General features: G+C 53.7%; 15 protein-coding genes and 1 pseudogene. 13 read left to right on the top strand and 3 right to left on the bottom strand.

Annotated features, from left to right (window positions below; genetic code table 11):
* Positions 1 to 14 precede the first annotated feature (14 nt).
* The 11 genes and pseudogenes from SPG90_RS08510 to SPG90_RS08460 all read left to right on the top strand — a co-directional run bounded on the left by SPG90_RS08510 (position 15) and on the right by SPG90_RS08460 (position 13,444).
* Positions 15 to 2,555, top strand: a complete 2,541-nt coding sequence (locus SPG90_RS08510; RefSeq protein ID WP_047063747.1) for a type VI secretion system Vgr family protein — start codon at positions 15 to 17, stop codon at positions 2,553 to 2,555.
* Positions 2,536 to 3,048, top strand: coding sequence for a hypothetical protein (locus tag SPG90_RS08505; protein WP_045404264.1), 513 nt, complete (start codon positions 2,536 to 2,538; stop codon positions 3,046 to 3,048). The genes SPG90_RS08510 and SPG90_RS08505 overlap by 20 nt, the downstream gene beginning before the upstream one ends.
* 76 nt (positions 3,049 to 3,124) lie before the next feature.
* Positions 3,125 to 3,679 (top strand): hypothetical protein, encoded by a 555-nt coding sequence (locus tag SPG90_RS08500; RefSeq protein ID WP_233426920.1) that lies wholly within the window; start codon positions 3,125 to 3,127, stop codon positions 3,677 to 3,679.
* A 3-nt stretch (positions 3,680 to 3,682) separates the two neighbouring features.
* Positions 3,683 to 4,759, top strand: coding sequence for a hypothetical protein (locus SPG90_RS08495; RefSeq protein WP_126304631.1), 1,077 nt, complete (start codon positions 3,683 to 3,685; stop codon positions 4,757 to 4,759).
* Positions 4,760 to 4,834: 75 nt separating this feature from the next.
* Positions 4,835 to 5,275, top strand: coding sequence for a DcrB-related protein (locus tag SPG90_RS08490; RefSeq protein ID WP_126304633.1), 441 nt, complete (start codon positions 4,835 to 4,837; stop codon positions 5,273 to 5,275).
* Between the two features lie 3 nt (positions 5,276 to 5,278).
* Positions 5,279 to 9,694, top strand: a complete 4,416-nt coding sequence (locus tag SPG90_RS08485) for an RHS repeat-associated core domain-containing protein (protein ID WP_322408077.1) — start codon at positions 5,279 to 5,281, stop codon at positions 9,692 to 9,694.
* A gap of 25 nt (positions 9,695 to 9,719) precedes the next feature.
* A complete protein-coding gene (locus SPG90_RS08480) occupies positions 9,720 to 10,076 on the top strand; it encodes an SMI1/KNR4 family protein (protein ID WP_047174847.1) in 357 nt (118 codons plus the stop codon).
* Positions 10,077 to 10,210: 134 nt separating this feature from the next.
* Positions 10,211 to 11,536: pseudogene (locus tag SPG90_RS08475) on the top strand (RHS repeat-associated core domain-containing protein); the annotation flags it as partial.
* Entirely contained in the window at positions 11,536 to 12,195 is a 660-nt protein-coding gene (locus SPG90_RS08470) for an Imm43 family immunity protein (protein ID WP_047174015.1), read from the top strand. The pseudogene SPG90_RS08475 and the gene SPG90_RS08470, both read left to right, overlap by 1 nt.
* A 146-nt stretch (positions 12,196 to 12,341) precedes the next feature.
* A complete protein-coding gene (locus tag SPG90_RS08465) occupies positions 12,342 to 12,905 on the top strand; it encodes a hypothetical protein (protein WP_045404996.1) in 564 nt (187 codons plus the stop codon).
* Between the two features lie 113 nt (positions 12,906 to 13,018).
* Positions 13,019 to 13,444, top strand: coding sequence for a hypothetical protein (locus SPG90_RS08460; RefSeq protein ID WP_047174021.1), 426 nt, complete (start codon positions 13,019 to 13,021; stop codon positions 13,442 to 13,444).
* A 58-nt stretch (positions 13,445 to 13,502) separates the two neighbouring features.
* Here the strand turns inward: SPG90_RS08460 and ychF are convergent, their stop codons facing one another.
* Together ychF and pth are read right to left on the bottom strand one after the other, a co-directional pair.
* A complete protein-coding gene (gene ychF, locus SPG90_RS08455; RefSeq protein WP_047174016.1) occupies positions 13,503 to 14,597 on the bottom strand; it encodes a redox-regulated ATPase YchF in 1,095 nt (364 codons plus the stop codon).
* Between the two features lie 126 nt (positions 14,598 to 14,723).
* Entirely contained in the window at positions 14,724 to 15,308 is a 585-nt protein-coding gene (pth, locus tag SPG90_RS08450; protein WP_023336005.1) for an aminoacyl-tRNA hydrolase, read from the bottom strand.
* A 274-nt stretch (positions 15,309 to 15,582) separates the two neighbouring features.
* Between pth and ychH the strand changes: the two genes are divergently transcribed.
* Both ychH and SPG90_RS08440 read left to right on the top strand, forming a co-directional pair.
* Complete coding sequence (gene ychH, locus SPG90_RS08445) at positions 15,583 to 15,858, top strand: stress-induced protein YchH (RefSeq protein ID WP_023312132.1); 276 nt, start codon at positions 15,583 to 15,585, stop codon at positions 15,856 to 15,858.
* A gap of 120 nt (positions 15,859 to 15,978) precedes the next feature.
* Positions 15,979 to 17,019: a MerR family transcriptional regulator gene (locus SPG90_RS08440; RefSeq protein WP_163353905.1), complete on the top strand. Its 1,041-nt coding sequence runs from the start codon at positions 15,979 to 15,981 to the stop codon at positions 17,017 to 17,019.
* A 3-nt stretch (positions 17,020 to 17,022) separates the two neighbouring features.
* Here SPG90_RS08440 and dauA read toward each other — a convergent pair whose 3' ends face one another.
* Positions 17,023 to 18,702 carry a C4-dicarboxylic acid transporter DauA gene (gene dauA, locus SPG90_RS08435; protein ID WP_126303981.1) on the bottom strand — a complete coding sequence of 560 codons (1,680 nt, stop codon included), beginning with the start codon at positions 18,700 to 18,702 and terminating at the stop codon, positions 17,023 to 17,025.
* Positions 18,703 to 18,774: the final 72 nt, after the last annotated feature.

Raw genomic sequence — 18,774 nt, 5'->3', positions numbered from 1 at the left:
GTGGAATAAAGATTATGCTCAACCGAATTACCGTTCAGCTCCCGGTGGAGGGGCTTCTGTTCTGGAAACTGACGGGCCGCGAGGCGATGTCCGAGTCGTTCGCGCTGACGCTGACCGTGCTCGGCACGGACGCGCGCATCGACCGCAGCAAGCTGCTGGGCCAGCCGGTCACGGTGACCATCCCGACGCAGAACCTGCTGACGTCCCGCTATGTTAACGGCAAAATTACCCGCGTGGCGGTCAGCGCCGTTGAGCTGACGGGCACCCGCTATGCGGTGTACCAGCTGACGGTGGAGCCGGACCTGTGGCCGATGAAGCGCGACCGTAACCTGCGTATTTTCCAGGGCCAGACGGTGCCGCAGATTGTGAAAACCCTGCTGGGTGAGCATCAGGTCAACGTTGAGGATAAACTCACCGGCAGCTACCGGGTGTGGGACTACTGCGTGCAGTATCAGGAGTCGAGCCTGGACTTCATCAGCCGCCTGATGGAGCTGGAGGGGATTGCCTATCACTTCCGCCATGAGGCGGACAAACACACCCTGGTGCTGACCGATGCCGCCACGCAGCATCAGCCGTTCAGCGGCTATGAGGTTATTCCTTACCACCAGACGCCGTCAGGCGGCAGTACGGATGAAGAGGGCATCAGCCAGTGGGCGCTGGAGGACAGCGTGACGCCGGGGATTTACAGCCTCGACGACTATGACTTCCGCAAGCCGAACGCGTGGCTGTTCCAGGCCCAGCAGAACCCGGCATCGCCGAAGCCGGGCAGCATCGACGTGTACGACTGGCCGGGGCGCTTTGTGGACAAAGGGCACGGGGAGTTCTATGCCCGCATTCGTCAGGAGCGCTGGCAGGTGGAGCATCAGCAGATTCAGGCCACCGCCACGGCGGCGGGGATTGCGCCAGGGCACACCTTCACGTTAACCAACGCGCCGTTCTTCAGCGACAACGGTGAGTATCTGGTCACGGCGGCGGGCTATCACTTTGAAGAGAACCGTTACGCCAGCGGCGAGGGGGAGACCATTCACCGCACCGATTTCACGGTCATCCCGTCGGCGGTGGTGTACCGTCCGGCGCAGACCACGGCGTGGCCGCGCACCTACGGCCCGCAGACCGCAAAAGTGGTGGGGCCGAACGGCGAGAGCATCTGGACGGACAAATACGGCCGCGTAAAGGTGAAGTTCCACTGGGACCGCCTGGCGAAGGGCGATGACACCAGCTCCTGCTGGGTGCGCGTGTCGAGCGCGTGGGCGGGCCAGGGCTACGGCGGGGTGCAGATCCCGCGCGTCGGCGATGAGGTGGTGGTGGACTTTATCAACGGCGACCCGGACCGGCCGATTATTACCGGTCGCGTGTACAACGACGCGAGCATGCCGCCGTGGGCGCTGCCTGCCGCGGCGACGCAGATGGGTTTTATGAGCCGCACGAAAGACGGTTCCGTGGACAACGCCAACGCCCTGCGCTTTGAGGATAAAGCGGGTGCAGAGCAGGTGTGGATCCAGGCCGAGCGTAACATGGACACCAGCGTTAAAAATGATGAAACGCACAGCGTCGGCGGGGCGCGCAGCCATTACGTGAAGAAAAATGAACTGCATCGCGTGGAAGCGAACCAAACCCAGGCCGTGAAAGGCGGAACCGAGATCCTGACGGGGAAAGGCAAGCTGGATGCGGCGGTGGAGCAGTACGTTATTGCTTCCGGGACGAAGCTGCGGCTGGTCTCCGGTGAGAGCGCCATTGAGCTGAATGCTAACGGCAAGATTAACCTGATCGGCAAAGAGTTTAACTTCTTCGTGGAAGGGGATGGTTATATCACCACGGGCGGTAAGCTGCACCTGAATACATCGGGAACCAAGCCGGGCACAACGGCACCGGGTTCGGGGCATAAAGGGGATATTGATGCGGCGGTGCAGGAGAAATTTGCGCCGGGAAAGGAGAGTAAGGCTGGTGCGGCTGCCAGCGCACCTGCCGAAACCTCTAAAAACGCAACGCCTCCAGCATCGAATGTTCCTTCAAGCGGATATGGCAAGGATGTAGATAGTCTTGTCGATAAATCACCAACGATGAAAAATGACATAGCTACGTTAAAGAAACGAGGCTGGACATTTGAAGAAGGTGAGGCAGGCAAGGGGACGTTTGCCAATCGTCAAAAGCGAGTTATTACCGTTGATAAAAACGAGCTCGGTAATCCGAATGCGGTTGTTCAGTCTCTGTCACATGAAAGTGGTCACGCTTTATATGAACCCAACATTGATTTTTCTTCGCGCGACGCCTATCTCAACAGCACACTCAGTGATGAAGGCGCTGCAACATTGAACAATATCCGGGTCCAGCGCGAAATCATAGCCAACAAGGGTGGTGATATCGGTATTGCGGGCAATCCGGCAAATCAGACACAATATAATCGTATCTATGATTCTCTCGAACGTGGGGCTATAAAGGAAAGTGAAGCGCGTACGCAGATAGGCCGTATTTTTGGCAAAGGCGAACAAACGTCTACCACAGGGCAATATTACGAAGATTATTATGGCGGTTGGTATGATAAAAATTATCCATAGTCTAAAAACGGGTGCGGTGCTTGCGGCTTTATTAACGACGGGAATGGCAGGAGGTAACATGCAGAAACAGGATCTTTGGCAGTTCATTGCAAAAATGAGCGCATCACTCAAAACGTTGTCCGTTAACAGTCTGGATAACGCTCCGTTGTCATTCAAGCTAACGAAACAGAATGAATATATCAATTTCTACAATGCCGACGATATCAAACTGGCGGATGGAACGAACATTACTGCAATTGATTTACGCTTAAGTAAAGAAAGTGACGGTATGGCACCGTTACTGAATTTTTCACCGTCCGGCCAGTGCATCACTCTCGATACTGTTAAAAAGCATTATCCGCAACTGACGTTAACTGATTATCCACGAGGCCGCTCTGAGAACGAAGTGACCAGCTATACAGCACCAAAAGATATGAATGGACAAAAGGTGAGCTTCAGTTTCACCGTGAAAAATCCTGACTGTCTGGGTTCAATCGTCATAAGCGCCGAATAAGAAACGCTGCTCCCATGTCCTGGCGGTGTTTCCAGTGGTGAGAAGCGCAATAAATATTGATTAAATGACAATTAATGTGAAAAAACACACTCCGACATTTCTTTGTTCTGCCCTGATGTTTATCTGTCTGAGCAGCAATGTTGTTTTGGCTCGGGTTAGTCCGCCTGTTCTGACAAAACAGGATTTTTCCGTCAAGGTTAAAGGCCAGTCTGTCGCATTAGGCGACAGATGGACTCCTGATATTGCCCGTAAAATTGACGTGCCGCTTGAAGGCCATTTTGTCGGTGAGGTTCCTTTTGACGGAACGAACTATAAATTCTACCAGCATCAAAATGATGGTTTAGAAATATTCACTTCAAATCTCTGGTGGGATAAAGCTGAACGAAGCGTTGATGATTATATCGTGTCTCAAATTACGGTGACTGCCGAAGGCTTCGCCACGCCGCGTGGTGTCCATGTGGGTTCAACAATTACAGCAGTGAACAATGCATACGGCGATGGCCAGGTCGAAAATGATTCCGGGGAGCAGTTGATTTCTTATGAGTTGGGTAAGAAATTGCTCTCTTTTGAGGTTACAGACAGTAAGGTCGTGAAGATAACAATGAATTACGATAATGGTGCTTCAGAGTAATTTATGACCAAAAAATATCTGGCAGCCGTATTGTTCACTGCTTTATTGACAGGCGTCGTTGAAACGTCATCGGCGCTTGAATTATCGCAATACAATAAGCTCGATACGGTAGGTCGCATCCTTAACGACAGTGAAGTGACAGACAATCTCAGGACGCTGCTGGGAAATCATTACCAGACCTTTATTGATAACTTTGACGTCTTCGGCGAACCCCATACCACCACAGGTGGAGGATTGTTTGTTGAGGGCTGGCTAAAGGATCTCTACCAGGAGAATGCCTCAGCGCTGGTCATCAATCCTGACGGCAAAATCTTCGCGGCCTGGGTGGTTCCGGAGTCGGACGTAATCCATTACCAATCCTCTGATAATAGCCCGGGTATTAATGCTGATATCCAGCAATGGGCCGCCAGGTTCAATACGATGCAGTTTGCAACGAACAGCCAGTCGAGACCTGCGTTTGACGGGGTTTGGGCAGGCGGAGCTGGCGACGACTCGACGTTAACCCTGCGGTTAGCTGAATCAGGCAACCGCATCACCGGGTCTTATTGCTATATATCCCGGAGAGGCAACCGCATAGATTGCCCGGAAAATGATGAGCGTAATCTTACCGGTACTATCGCTGGCAATCGTGCCAATATTGAATTCAACTCATCGTTTGGCGGCGCAGGCGGACGGGCTGTTCTGGCAATAAAGGGGAGTGAAATGGAATGGCGTCTGGTAACGCCTCCTCAAAAAGGAAATGATTATGCTCCACAGCGCTATACGTTACGTAAAGCCGCTTCGGTTCATCACGCTGAAACCAGAAAACTGGATACCGAAAAGTTCGCTATTTCTCTGATAAACAGGTGCGGTCATTTTGAGAGCGAATGTGACGAGATGCTCTATCTCGGCGTGCGAAAAAGCGATAACAGTACGATCTCCTTAAAGGGAAAAACGTTACGCGACTCCGCAGGTAAAATAATCGGCTCAACGTACAAGAATGGCGAGGTCGCTTATACCGTGACGTACGCCCCCGTGAATCTGGTTGTCAGCAAAGGCAACCATGTTTTAGTCGAGCAGTCAGGCCAGTGGCTTAAATAACTATACAGCCAGCCAAAAGGCCAGCATGGATTGGCCTTCTTGTTTCTCTCAATATCAATCATCCCGAGTTCACTTATGAAATACACCCTCCAGGAAGGTTCGTTTTCCCTTTTTCCTGCTGCCTGGCAGGATAACAGCATGAACATTATTCGCGATGACGAAAGCGGGCTGTCCGTGGTGGTCAGCCGCGGCGTGATCCCCGATGGCAGCGACTATGAACAAGAGTTCCACCGCCAGTGGGATGTACTGCGACCTCAGATGGGTGAGATCGCCCAGAGCGAATTTAGGAACGTAAAGGCCGGGCCTGACGGCAACATTAACGGGCTGGAAGTTGAGACCACCTTTGACCGTAACGGGCAGCGCCTGTGGCAAAAACAGCTGGCCGTTCAGACGCCGGGCAAACCGGTATTGATGATTTTTACCCTCTCGGCACTCAGATCCTTTACCGAAGAGGACGAGGTGCGCTGGAGCGCGCTTAAGCAGAGTCTGACGCTAAACGACAACCGGAATGTGTAAGGCATGAGCGATAACAACGCGGCCCGTAAGGGCGACGAGATTATTCACTCCAGCATTTTTGCTGACATCACCAGCATTGTGGCGGAAGGTGCCGCCTATGCGGTGATCGGCGCGGCGGTAGGCGCAGCAGCAACCGTAGCGGCGCCATTGCTGGGGGCGGGGGCAGCAGCTGCAGGCGTGGCAGCAATTGGATCCAGCTGTCTGTTAAGCGGCATCATTGGCGGCGTGCTGGCGAACGTCGCGGGGATCACCGACGATATCAGCAACGCCGCTGAGGGGTTAGGTAATGCGCTTTTCCCGCCGTCGCCTGCGGGTAAAATCACGACCGGTTCCAGTAACGTTCTCACCAACGCAATCCCCGCCGCACGCGCGGCAGGCACGCTGACGCCCGCAGATACTCCTTCACCTGAGCCGCAGTCGCCGGGCAGCTTTGCCGATTACGCGGGCATGCTGCTTTCCGCCGCCGGACAGTTTGGCAGCGAAATGTGGCAGCCGAGCGTGGCCTCTGCCGCTGCCGGAACCTCCCCGCTGGAAGAAGACAAGGTGGCGTGTGAAAAGCACTCCGGGCCGCAGTATCTGGCGGAAGGCTCTAAAAGCGTCTTTATCAACGGGCAGCCCGCGGTGCGTGCGAAAGATCGCACCACCTGCGAAGGAACCGTTTCCGACGACGTCTCCCCGAACGTGATCATCGGCGGGGACACGCTCACGGTCCGCGATATCAAAAGCGGCAAAACGCCGGGTCTGGCGCTGGGGATGATTGCGCTCTCCCTGCTGCGCGGGCGTCCGGGCAAGATCCTGAAAAATATGCCCTGCGCGCTGGCGGCGGCCGGCGGCGGGATGCTGGCCGATATGGCCGTCAACGCCGTGTTTGGCTCATCGCACCCGGTTCACGCCGCCACCGGCGTGAAGGTGCTGAATGACGACGACGAACTCGACTTCTCGCTGCCGGGGCGCTTCCCGCTTCGCTGGCAGCGCAGCTACAACAGCCTGACCACCCGCGAAGGGCTGTTTGGTCTGGGCTGGGCAACCACTTTTGACAGCTACCTGGCGCTGGAAGAAGACAACGCGACCTGGTTCGACGAAACCGGACGCGAGCTGAGCTTCGAGCTGCCGCCGGTCGACCGGGCATTTTACAGCATCAGCGAAGGCATTATTATCCGCCGCAACGAGAGCGGCGACGTGGCGATTGCCGACGATGACGGCGCGGTGTGGCGTCTGTATAAACCAACCCGGGCGAACCCCTCCATCCTGCGTCTGGCCTCCCTCAGCGACGAATACGGCAACGCGCTGCTGACGGAGTGGGACGAGCACGGCAGGCTGACTGGTATTCACGACGAGCCGCGGGCAATCGACGTCACCCTGCGCTATGACGATGAACGTTTCCCGCAGCGCGTTACCGCTGCCAGCCATTTCGACGGCAGCCATACATGGCCGCTGATGCAGTGGGGCTACGACGCGCGCGGCCAGCTGGCGAGCGCGATGGACGCCTCCGGCGTGGTGACGCGTGAATACCGCTATAACGAGCACGGGCTGATGGTCTGGCACAGGATGCCGGGCGGTCTGGAGAGCGAATACCGCTGGAAAAAATTCGACCACTGGCGCGTGGTGGAAAACCGCACCAGCACCGGCGACGGGTGCCGCTTTAGCTACGATTTAGCCGCCGGGCTGACGACCGTCGAGCACTACGACGGCCAGACGCGCCGCCACTACTGGAACGCGCAGAATCTGATTGTCCGCTACGTAGACGAGCGCGGTGAAAACTGGCGCTACGAGTGGAATGATAACGAGCTTCTCACGCGTCGCATCGATCCGCTCGGCAACGCCGTCACCTTCGTCTACGACGAGATGGGCAACCGGGTGCAGGAGACCGATGCCGACGGCAATTCCCGCACCACCACCTGGCTGGAGCACCGCGCGCTTCCTGCGGCCATTATTGAAGCCGACGGCAGCGCCACCCGGTTCTGGTACGACGAACATCACGGGCTCAAGCGCGTGGTAGACCCGATGGGGCAGACGACGCAGCTGCGCCGGGACGAGTTCGGTCAGGTCGTTGAAGAGGTCGATGCCGCCGGAAACAGCCGCTACCAGGAGTACAACGAGGCCGGGCAGATCGTACGTTCGACCGACTGTTCCGGGCGTATTACCCGCTATCGCTATCATCCGCTGGGCTGGCTGGAGGCTGAGACTGGCGCCGACGGGGAAGAGACGCGCTACCGCTACGACGCCGCAGGGCGTCCGGTGCAGCTCGATCGCCCGGAAGGCTGGACGGAATCGCTCAAATGGAACGAACGCGGTCTGCCGGTAAAGCATGCGGGCGCCGACGGGAAAGAAAGTGAGTTCAGATACGACGAGGCGGGGCGCTTAACCGCCACCCGTAATACTCAGGGTGAAGAGGTGCGCCGCCGCTGGGACAGCCGCGGGCGTCTGATTGCCCTGGAAAACGAGAACGGCGAAGCGTATCAGTTCCGCTGGGGGCCAGATTCGCTGCTGCTGGAAGAGGTGGGGCTCGATGGCGTGGCCTCGCAGTATCGCTACGACGCCTGCGGGCGCACGATTGCGCGCACCTTTGCTGCCGGTCATCCGGAGGCCATCACCCACGCCTTCGCCTGGAGCGCGAGCGGCCAGCTGGTCGCCCGCACCACGCCGGAAGGCCAGACCCGCTACCACTATACCCCGTCCGGGCTTTTAAGCCGGATTGGGCTGCATCCTGCACTTGCAGCCGACGCGTGGACCACCGAGGCAGAGCAGGAGCTTGCCTTTGTGTATGACGCGCTCGGTCGCGTGACGCGCGAAGCGGGCGAGCACGGCGAGCTGGCGTGGGAGTATGATGCGCTGGGCAACCGCACCTCCGTCACGCTGCCCGATGGCCGCGAGCTGAAGCAGTTCTACTACGGCAGCGGGCATCTGCTCAGCATTGCGCTCAATAAGCTGTCGGTCTCTGATTTTACCCGCGACGAACTCCACCGGGAGACCGGCCGCACCCAGGGGCTGCTGACCACCCGCAGCGAATACGATCGTCTTGGCCGACTGCATCGCCGGGACGTCTTTACCGGCAATGCGCAGCGCCCGTCGCCGCGCCGCTGGTCCCGCCGCTGGGATTACGACTACCGCAATAACCTGGTGCGTGAAGAGCGGGACGATAACCCGTTCAGCTGGTACCGCTGGCAGTACGACAGCGCCGGGCGCCTGCTCGTTCAGGACGGCACGCTGCCCGGACAGGAGCAGTGGCGCTGGGATGCTGCCGGTAACCCGCTCGAAGGATCTGTTGAGAAGGTCACGCACAACCGCCTGACGCAGCTGAACGGCATTCGCTGGCGCTATGACATCCACGGCCGCACCATAGAGAAGGATAACGGCCAGACCCGCTGGCACTACCGCTACGACGGTGAACACCGCCTGACGGAGGTCATCAGCCAGCCGCGGGATCGCAACAAACCGCAGACGCAGGTCAGCTTCCGCTACGATCCGCTCGGGCGACGCATCAGTAAAACGCGACGCCAGATGCTGGGCGGACAGCCAACCGGCAAGCCGGTCACCACCCGGTTTGTCTGGGAAGGGTTCCGTCTGCTGCAGGAGGTGCACGGGGATGTGCCGCTGACCTACGTCTACAGCGATCAGGACAGCTACGATCCGCTGGCGCGTATTGATGGCGTTAATGCTCCGGAGATCTTCTGGTTCCACTGCCAGCCGAACGGCACGCCGGAGCGGATGACGGATATCGAAGGGCAGGTGCGCTGGGAAGGGGTTAACAGCGCCTGGGGCAAGCTGCTGCGGGAAAGCGAGTCGCAGGTATCAGGATATTCTCAGAACCTGCGCATGCAGGGGCAATACCTGGACCGTGAGACAGGGCTGCACTACAATCTGTTCCGGTATTACGACCCGGACTGCGGGCGGTTTACGCAGCAGGACCCGATAGGGCTGGCGGGGGGGATAAACCTTTACCAGTATGCGCCCAATGCGCTGGGGTGGGTGGATCCGTGGGGGTTGTCGAGATGTAAAGCACCGAACGGATATAAAACTGGTGATGTTGATCCACATGGTAATCTTTCGCCTGGTGTAAACAGAGCATCGGGTCATACAAATAGTAAAAATGATGGGTTTGTACAAAGTCACCACCCAATACAGGACGCTTGGGCTAAGAAAAGAATAAACGGTTACCAGAGAAATACTGCACCTGCTACGTTACTTAAGTCCGCATCAGGCAGTCCGCACGCGAATATAAGTTCTGCTCAACGAACTCGTAGAGCTTTGCCGGGAGGTTGGGATACAACATTGAAACAAGAGTTTCATATCAGTTACAAAGAAATGATTGATGCAGGTGTTCCAAAGCAGCAGGCTAGGAAATCGATAAGTGACTCTTATAAATATTTTGACCAGTTAAGAGAGTTAAATAGTAGTAATGTTTATTTTGATATATAACTTATTAATCTATAGGTAATCCGATATGGAAAAACAAGATTTAATCGATCAGTTAAATGAAATTGAAAAATTCATGCACATGCCTTTACCTTCTAAATATAAGCGCTTTATGATTGAGAACGTCAAGGACACTGACTCGTATGAAATTCAACGAGCGAATGGTGATCAGCTTTATGTTTTCAATTGTTTTGATTTACTTGAAAGAAATAATACCTATGCAATTCAAGAAGTTGAGCCCGACGTTTTATTGATTGGTCAAGATGGTGATCTTGGGTACTTCTTAAATTTGCGCAAAGGTTCTGATGAGATTTATTCTTTAGATCTTGGAGCGTTAGGAAGCCTAGACATGGATAAAGAAAGTGATAGCATATTTATGCTATAATGTTTTTTTTAAACTAGATCAATGTTTTGGGAAAATCCACACCAAATCGTGAATATTTTCTTTCAAAAGAAATTAAACATAAAAAGAAGTTCATCATATTGCAATTTTTAATGATGTAATCTTTACATTCCGCCCCAGCACTGCGCCGCTGGTCTCTCCGCTCGCATTACGACTACCGCAATAACCTGGTGCGGGAAGAGCGGGACGATAACCCCTTCAGCTGGTACCGCTGGCAGTACGACAGCGCCGGGCGCCTGCTCGTTCAGGACGGCACGCTGCCCGGCCAGGAGCAGTGGCGCTGGGACGCTGCCGGTAACCCGCTCGAAGGATCTGCTGAGAAGGTCACGCACAACCACCTGACGCAGCTGAACGGCATTCGCTGGCGCTATGACATCCACGGCCGCACCGTGGAGAAAGATAACGGCCAGACCCGCTGGCACTACCGCTACGACGGCGAACATCGCCTGACGGAGGTCATCAGCCAGCCGCGGGACCGCAATAAACCGCAGACGCAGGTCAGCTTCCGCTACGATCCGCTCGGGCGACGCATCAGCAAAACGCGCCGCCAGGTGCTGGGCGGACAGCCAACCGGCAAGCCGGTGACCACCCGGTTTGTCTGGGAAGGGTTCCGTCTGCTGCAGGAGGTACACGGGGATGTGCCGCTCACCTACGTCTATAGCGATCAGGACAGCTACGACCCGCTGGCGCGTATCGATGGCGTGGATGATCCGGAGATCTTCTGGTTCCACTGCCAGCCCAACGGCACGCCGGAGCGGATGACGGATATCGAAGGGCAGGTGCGCTGGGAAGGGGTGAACAGCGCCTGGGGCAAGCTGCTGCGTGAAAGCGAGACGCAGGTATCAGGATATTCTCAGAACCTGCGCATGCAGGGGCAATACCTGGACCGTGAGACAGGGCTGCACTACAATCTCTTCCGGTATTACGACCCGGACTGCGGGCGGTTTACGCAGCAGGACCCGATAGGGCTGGCGGGGGGAATAAACCTTTACCAGTATGCGCCGAATGCGCTGGGGTGGGTGGATCCGTGGGGGCTATCTAATAGCGGTATATTAGATAAAGCTATGGCTGGTAAAGTTGGTGATAGACTTTCTGCTCACCATGTTATACCCGTTGAGGTGTGGAAAGAGAACCAATCATTCTTCAATAATATTGGTATCGGAAAAGACATGAACTCTGCATTTAATGGTATTCATGTTACAGGTAGTGCATCAGCGATGAAACAAGATGCAGGGAAAGGTATGGATGTTTTCCATAGTAGTAATCATCATAACTATAGTGACATTGTCCGTCAGCGCATTGCTAGTGTTGAGCAACGATATAATTCTGGAAGATTGGATGCTAAAGGGGCGAGGATAGCTATAAGGCGGATCCAGATTGATATGAAGAATAAAATTTGGATGGGTCATGTTCCCACAACAAAATGCAGGAGAATGAATTAATGTCCTATTATGTGATCATGAATGACTTTGAATCATCACTCATGCCAAGAAATTTACAGGGCATGGTTGATGAAAGATTACAGATCAATGAAAACTGGGAAATAGAAGGCTCTGCATTTTCCTTCCCTTATCGAATAACAGACGATGCATGCCCAGACCGTATTTATTTGTTGTGCAATAAAAATGTTGGGGCTTTGAAATTTGACTATTATAAAAAAGACTTTGGACACTTGATGGATAAGTCTTTATTTTCAATTTTTGAAAATTATAAGCACAATGTTTTTTTTGGCCGAGATTTAACACCAGTTTCGATTGGGAATGGTCAAGTTCTTCGGGATGATTTTAAATATGTATATTTTCCAGGCGGCGATGTTATAGATGAGGATAAATCTATTCTCGAAGAGGATAAGTTCGGAGATATCATACCTTTTAAAATTGAATTCAATGATTATGCGCTTGAATATGATATACTTTCGTTGAACGACACATTGTTAGGTGGTTTTATCATTGTTAAACAAGAGGTCAAGGAAGTTATAGAAAGTAAAGGCTTCCGGGGGTTGAAACTTGTTCCACTGGAAAATGCTTTAGACGTTTTCTGTGAAGATTATTTCTACGAAATAGACTCAAATCGTAAAAGAAAGGGCAATAAACTACCTTAATATTAAAGGATGTCGTGCCATTATTGATTCTTTGTTTTTCTTTTTTAATGGCGCGAAGAAGTTCTTTGGATTATGGGTACATTTTTCAACTATGGGTCTTAGTAATTTTAAGAGTAGCCAATAATGTTAACTCTTAAAGAGGAATAATGCATATAAAAAATACTATCCAAGACTTTGTTAACAAATTCAAAATGAATGATTTAAATATGGGAGAGATAGACTATACAGACGATGAAAATGAAACTTCTTTTCCAGTGAGTTTAAATGGCGAAATTCGTTTTTTTTATAGCCATTTGATTTTAAATGACCACCCAACATTTGATGGTACTTTCTTTATACAGATTGTTGAGCCCCAAGAGCTTAATGAAATGTTATCAGGCTGGCGAGTTCAAAATGACACGACCTGGCGCGATGAATATATAATCTTTGCTGAAAGAAATGGAGATGTTCTTTTTTGTGATACCCAAAATATTACATCTCCTGTTTATGGTAGTATTCAAAAAAGAAATTTCATTATTTCCAATTCGTTAGCCGACTTTTTGGATGCTTTTTGTTCTGCCATTGAGATAGAACAAAGTAAATATGATGGTGATGCTACAGATGATGATTTTAATTTCAGAGAGGACTTTCTGGAAGATATCGATTTAATGCTAAAAAGCAAGCTTAAGGATGTTGAGGCAGAAGCTTTTAAATATTTCTTTTTTGGTTAGTAACAATAAAAACTTACTCTTTTAGAGACCTCCATGCTTCTGAAGGCATTTATTGCTTATATCCCTTTTATATAGGCAAGGAGGTCTCTTTTCGAATGATAATGAATAAATATATGAAAAACGTATGCTATAAATTCGATGAAAAAAGAGTTACATCTCTTGTAGAAAAAGGAAACGAGTTACACGACAACCAAAAATACTCCGAAGCTTTAGAGCAATACCAAAAAGCATGGCAAGCTCTCCCTGAACCAAAGCTTGAATGGGAACTCGCCAACTGGATCTCTGCGTGCATGTACAGGGCATATTTTGATCTCGCCGATTACGATGAGGCGAAGAAATGGGGAGAGACGACGTTGCGCACACGTGGATCGGATATAGACACAGCACCATCAATCGACCTCGGCATGGTCTGTTACGAGTTGAATCAATTCGATGAAGCATATAAATATTTCAACGATGCTTATAACTACGGCAAAGAGCGTGCGTTTCAGGATAGACCTAAAAAATACCTTGAGTTCTATCTGCGCAAGAGGGCGTAAGTTTGTTAGCTTAAAAAAAATCCACGCCTAAGCGTGGATTTTTTTCATTCAAAACAAATCAAACGTTAAACAAGAAGTTCATCACATCGCCATCTTTAACGATGTAATCTTTCCCTTCCGCACGCATCTTGCCTGCTTCTTTCGCGCCTTGCTCACCTTTGTAGGTGATAAAGTCTTCAAACGCGATAGTCTGCGCACGAATAAAGCCTTTCTCGAAGTCGGTGTGGATCTTACCGGCCGCCTGAGGCGCAGTCGCACCTACAGGAATCGTCCACGCACGCACTTCTTTCACGCCAGCGGTGAAGTAGGTCTGCAGATTGAGCAACTCATAGCCCGCGCGGATCACGCGGTTCAGGCCCGGCTCTTCCAGACCCAGCTCGGCCATGAACTCTTCACGGTCAGCGTCGTCCAGCTCGGCGATGTCGGATTCAATGGCAGCGCAAACCGCCACAACCACAGAACCTTCAGCCGCTGCGATTTCACGCACTTTGTCCAGGTACGGGTTGTTCTCGAAACCGTCTTCGTTAACGTTGGCGATGTACATGGTTGGCTTCAGGGTCAGGAAGCTCAGGTATTTGATCGCCGCCTTGTCTTCTTCAGTCAGGTTTTTCAGCGCGCGCAGCATGCCCGCGTTTTCCAGCTGCGGCAGACATTTTTCCAGCGCAGCCAGTTCCGCTTTCGCGTCCTTGTCGCCGCCTTTGGCTTTCTTCTGCACGCGGTGAATAGCGCGTTCGCAGGTGTCGAGGTCAGAGAGCGCCAGCTCGGTGTTGATGACGTCGATGTCGTCAGCCGGATCCACTTTGTTGTTAACGTGGATGATATTGTCGTTCTCGAAGCAGCGCACAACGTGGCCGATCGCTTCGGTTTCACGAATGTTGGTCAGAAACTGGTTACCCAGGCCTTCACCTTTGGACGCGCCTTTTACCAGGCCCGCGATGTCCACGAATTCCATGGTGGTTGGCAGAATGCGCTGCGGCTTAACGATTTCCGCAAGCTGGTCCAGACGCGGGTCCGGCATTGGCACAACGCCGGTGTTTGGTTCGATGGTACAGAACGGGAAGTTCGCCGCTTCGATACCCGCTTTGGTAAGCGCGTTAAACAGGGTGGATTTGCCCACGTTTGGCAGACCGACGATACCGCATTTGAATCCCATTTCTAAATCACCTTAATATCTTGATAATCAATCCGTTAACGATAACCGACTGATGAAAAGTAAATAACTACGCCTATTATACACGTAACCCGCATGACGCGCGGTAAAAAAGCCGGATCGGGCGGATTATTGCGCTTTGAAAGCGTGTAAGCGGTTTGTCGCTTTGGTTAACCCATCTTTCAGCCAGATTTCGGTGCAGCGCGCCGCTTCGTCTACCGCCTCGTCAATCAGTTTCTGCTCAGAAACCGGGGGCTTACCGAGTACGAAACCGACAACTTTGTTTTTATCGCCCGGATGGCCGATTCCAACGCGCAAACGGTGGAAATTCGGGTTATTGCCCAGCTTGCTGATGATGTCTTTAAGGCCGTTGTGACCGCCGTGCCCGCCGCCCAGCTTGAATTTTGCCACGCCGGGCGGGAGATCCAGCTCATCGTGTGCGACCAGAATTTCATCCGGATTGATGCGATAAAACGTTGCCATTGCTGCCACCGCTTTACCGCTCAGGTTCATAAAGGTGGTGGGCACCAGTAAGCGAACATCCGCGCCAGCAAGGTTGATACGTGAGGTATACCCGAAGAATTTAGGTTCTTCACGCAGGGGAGCACGTAACCGCTCGGCCAGCAGATCGACGTACCATGCCCCGGCGTTATGGCGGGTGGCCGCATATTCTGCGCCCGGGTTGGCGAGGCCGACAATTAGTTTAATCGTCACGATTCAATTCCTAATGGGTTCCAGATCTGGCGCGTAGTTTACTGTCTGGCGCGCCGCTTGACAAAATTCTGCGATCTTCTCAGCGAAATACGAATAATTTCTGATTTGAACAATTAGAATTTCAAGCTGTTCAAAGCCTTATTTGTAAACTTTTGTTTGGGACTTATCTGTAATTGTGATCATTCACGCAACTCATAAAAGAGGCGTTGTCTATACTTTACACACAAGGATTAGGGGCTTTTCTCCTGACAACCCAAAGTTCCGGAGGTGACACATGAAACGCAAAAACGCTTCGTTACTCGGTAACGTGCTGATGGGGTTGGGGCTGTTCGTGATGGTAGCCGGCGTAGGTTATTCCATTTTAAACCAGTTACCTCAGATTGACCTCCCGCAATACTTCGCGCACGGCGCGATATTGAGCATCTTCGTTGGTGCGGTATTGTGGCTCGCCGGGGCGCGCGTGAGCGGACATGAGGAGGTCTGCGATAAATACTGGTGGGTGCGCCACTACGACAAACGCTGTCGTCGCGATCAGCATAAGCACAGCTAGTGCCTGATAAAGAACGCCGAAACGGCTCCCGTGGGAGTCGTTTTTTTTTGCATCAAGGGTTGACCCTCACGTAACGTAAGGCTCCAGAGTGGCGCCACTGGCAAAGAAAAAGGAGCAGTTATGTTGATTCAGGTGGGTGAGCTGGCGAAACGCGCCGGGATCACCGTGCGGACATTGCACCACTATGAGCAAACAGGGTTGTTGCTGCCTTCAGCCAGAAGCGCGGCAGGTTACCGGCTTTACAACCTGGCGGATGTCCAGCGTCTGCACATGATCCAGACGCTGGCAAAAGCGGGGCTGGAACTTGCTGAAATCAGGGATTTCCTGGAACAGGAGTCGCTGTCGTTAACCGAGCTACTCGATGCGCAAATCACGCTGCTGGATAAACAGCTGCGCAGCATACATACGCTGCGCGACCGGCTGGTGGATCTGCGGACCGGGCTCCTCGACGATGCGACGCCGGATCTGGAATCCTGGCTACAGACTCTGGAGTTAATGAATATGTACGATCGCTGGTTTAGCAAAGAAGAGTTACAGCAGCTGCCGTTTGCGGTGCAGAAGGATGCGCTGGCGGCTATCTGGTCAGGGCTGGTTGCAGAGGCTAAGACGCTTCTGGAGCAACATATATCCGCGACTGACGCGCGGGCGATGGATCTGGCGACGCGCTGGATGGAACGCCTGGAGCAGGACACGGCGGGCAAGCCGGAGTTTCTCACCCGGCTGAACGAGATGCACAGCGTTGAACCGCAGATGCAGGCGCAGACCGGCATCACGCCGGAGATGACGGATTACATCACGCGCGCGTTTGCTGAGTCTAAGCTCTGCATATGGGAGAAGTATCTCACTGCCGAGGAGATGGCCTTTACCCGGAAGCACTACTTTGACCGCATGATGGAGTGGCCGCCGCTGGTGGCGAAACTGCATCAGGCGCAGCGGGAAAATATCGATCCTGCCTGTGAGGAGGCGCAAAAGCTGGCTGAAAACTGGCTGGCATTGTTCCAGTCTTACGCGGGCACCAGCCCGGAAACTCAGCAAAAGTTTCGCGCAGCCATGCAGCAGGAGCCGCACCTGATGAAAGGAACCTGGATGACGCCTGCCGTGCTTGCATGGCTCCAGCAGGCGATCGGGGTGATGATGCACAGACGTTTCTCTGCATCATGAGACTCACAGATCCGCTAACGCGGCTTCACGGTTAGGGTAGAAGGAGAGTCGGCCAGGGATAGGCTGCACGCCCGCGCGCGCCATGGTGCGCAGCGGCTGAAACTCCAGGTTACTCACCCGCAGCTCACAGCCTTCCGGCAGACGTGCCACAAAGCGCTGGAAGGCATCCAGGCCGCCTGCATCCAGCACCGGTACGGCATCCCATTTCAGCACCACAACCCGTTTGCCCGCGATGCGGGACTCCAGATCGCTGAACAGACCTTCCGCCGCGGCGAAGAACAGCGGGCCAATCACGCGCAGCACCAGCACATCGTCAGGCACCTCGACGTTAACCGGGGAAAGGCGCGTCATCTGCGCAATACGGCGCATAAACAGCAGGGAAGCCAGCACGATCCCGACGCTGATGGCAATAACCATATCGAACAGCACGGTCAGCGACATACAGATCAGCATCACGATGATGTCGTCTTTCGGCGCGCGACGAAGCAGGTTCACCACCTTGTGCGCCTCGCTCATGTTCCATGCCACCATCAGCAGCAGGGCGGCCATGGCGGAAAGCGGTAGCCAGGAGAGCAGCGGGGCGAGGATCAGCAGGGCGAGGATCACCAGCACGGAGTGGATAACCGACGAAACCGGTGAGGTTGCACCCGCGCGGACGTTGGCCGCAGAACGGGCGATGGCTGCCGTTGCGGTAATACCGCCGAAGAACGGCGCGACGAGGTTGCCTAATCCCTGACCGACCAGTTCGCTGTTGGCTTTGTGTTTGGTGCCGGTCATGCCGTCCAGAACGACGGCGCAGAGCAGGGATTCAATCGCCCCCAGCATTGCCATAGAGAACGCGGCGGGAAGCAGGGCTCGCAGGGAATCCCAGCTTAGGGTGAAGCTGGAGCCGGGCATGTCCCACGGCAGCACCAGCTGCGGTAGCAGTTGCGGAATACCGCTACCCTGTGAACCGTCCGCCAGAACATAGTGGAACTGCGAGCCGATAGTCGCGACGTGACCACCGAGCATATTGACGATCGCCATCACCGCGCAGCCCAGTAGCAGCGCGGGCAGATGGCCCGGCAGACGAATACCGAGGCGAGGCCAGACGATCAGCGTGCCCAGCGTCACAATCCCGATGGCGGCGTCGCCCAGGTTGGCCGTCGGCAGCGCCATAAACAGCGCCCCCACTTTTTGCAGATAGTGCTCCGGTACGTGGGGCATCTGCAGGCCGAGGAAATCTTTGATCTGCATGGTTCCGATGGTAATACCAATCCCCGAGGTGAACCCCAGCGTCACGGAAAGGGGAATATATTCAATCAGGCGACCAAAGCGGGCCAGACCAAACAAAATCAAAAATACGCCCGACATCAGGGTGGCGACCAGCAGGCCTGCCAGACCAAACTGCTGCGAAACCGGGTAGAGGATCACCACGAAGGCGGCGGTCGGGCCGGAGACGCTGAAGCGCGAACCGCCCGTCAGGGCAATGACGATCCCGGCAACGGCCGAGGTGTACAGACCGTACTGCGGCGCAACGCCGCTGCCAATCGCCAGCGCCATCGCCAGCGGGATGGCGATGATGCCGACGGTGATCCCGGCAATCAGGTCACGGACAAAGCGTGACGAGGTGTACTTCTCTTTCCAGCAGGCGTCGATGAGGGCGCGAAAGGGCAGAACATGTGAGGAGGCTACGTTTTTCACAATTATCTATCATCCGTATGCGCATCATCTGTCATATGAATGGCAGGTGAAGGAGGCATTAATCATACAAAT

This window comes from Enterobacter sp. D2 (genome assembly GCF_034427575.1).
GTDB lineage: Bacteria > Pseudomonadota > Gammaproteobacteria > Enterobacterales > Enterobacteriaceae > Enterobacter > Enterobacter cloacae_M.
The sequence above is the reverse complement of the archived record's forward strand: the minus strand, read 5'-3'. Positions and strand labels throughout refer to the sequence as shown.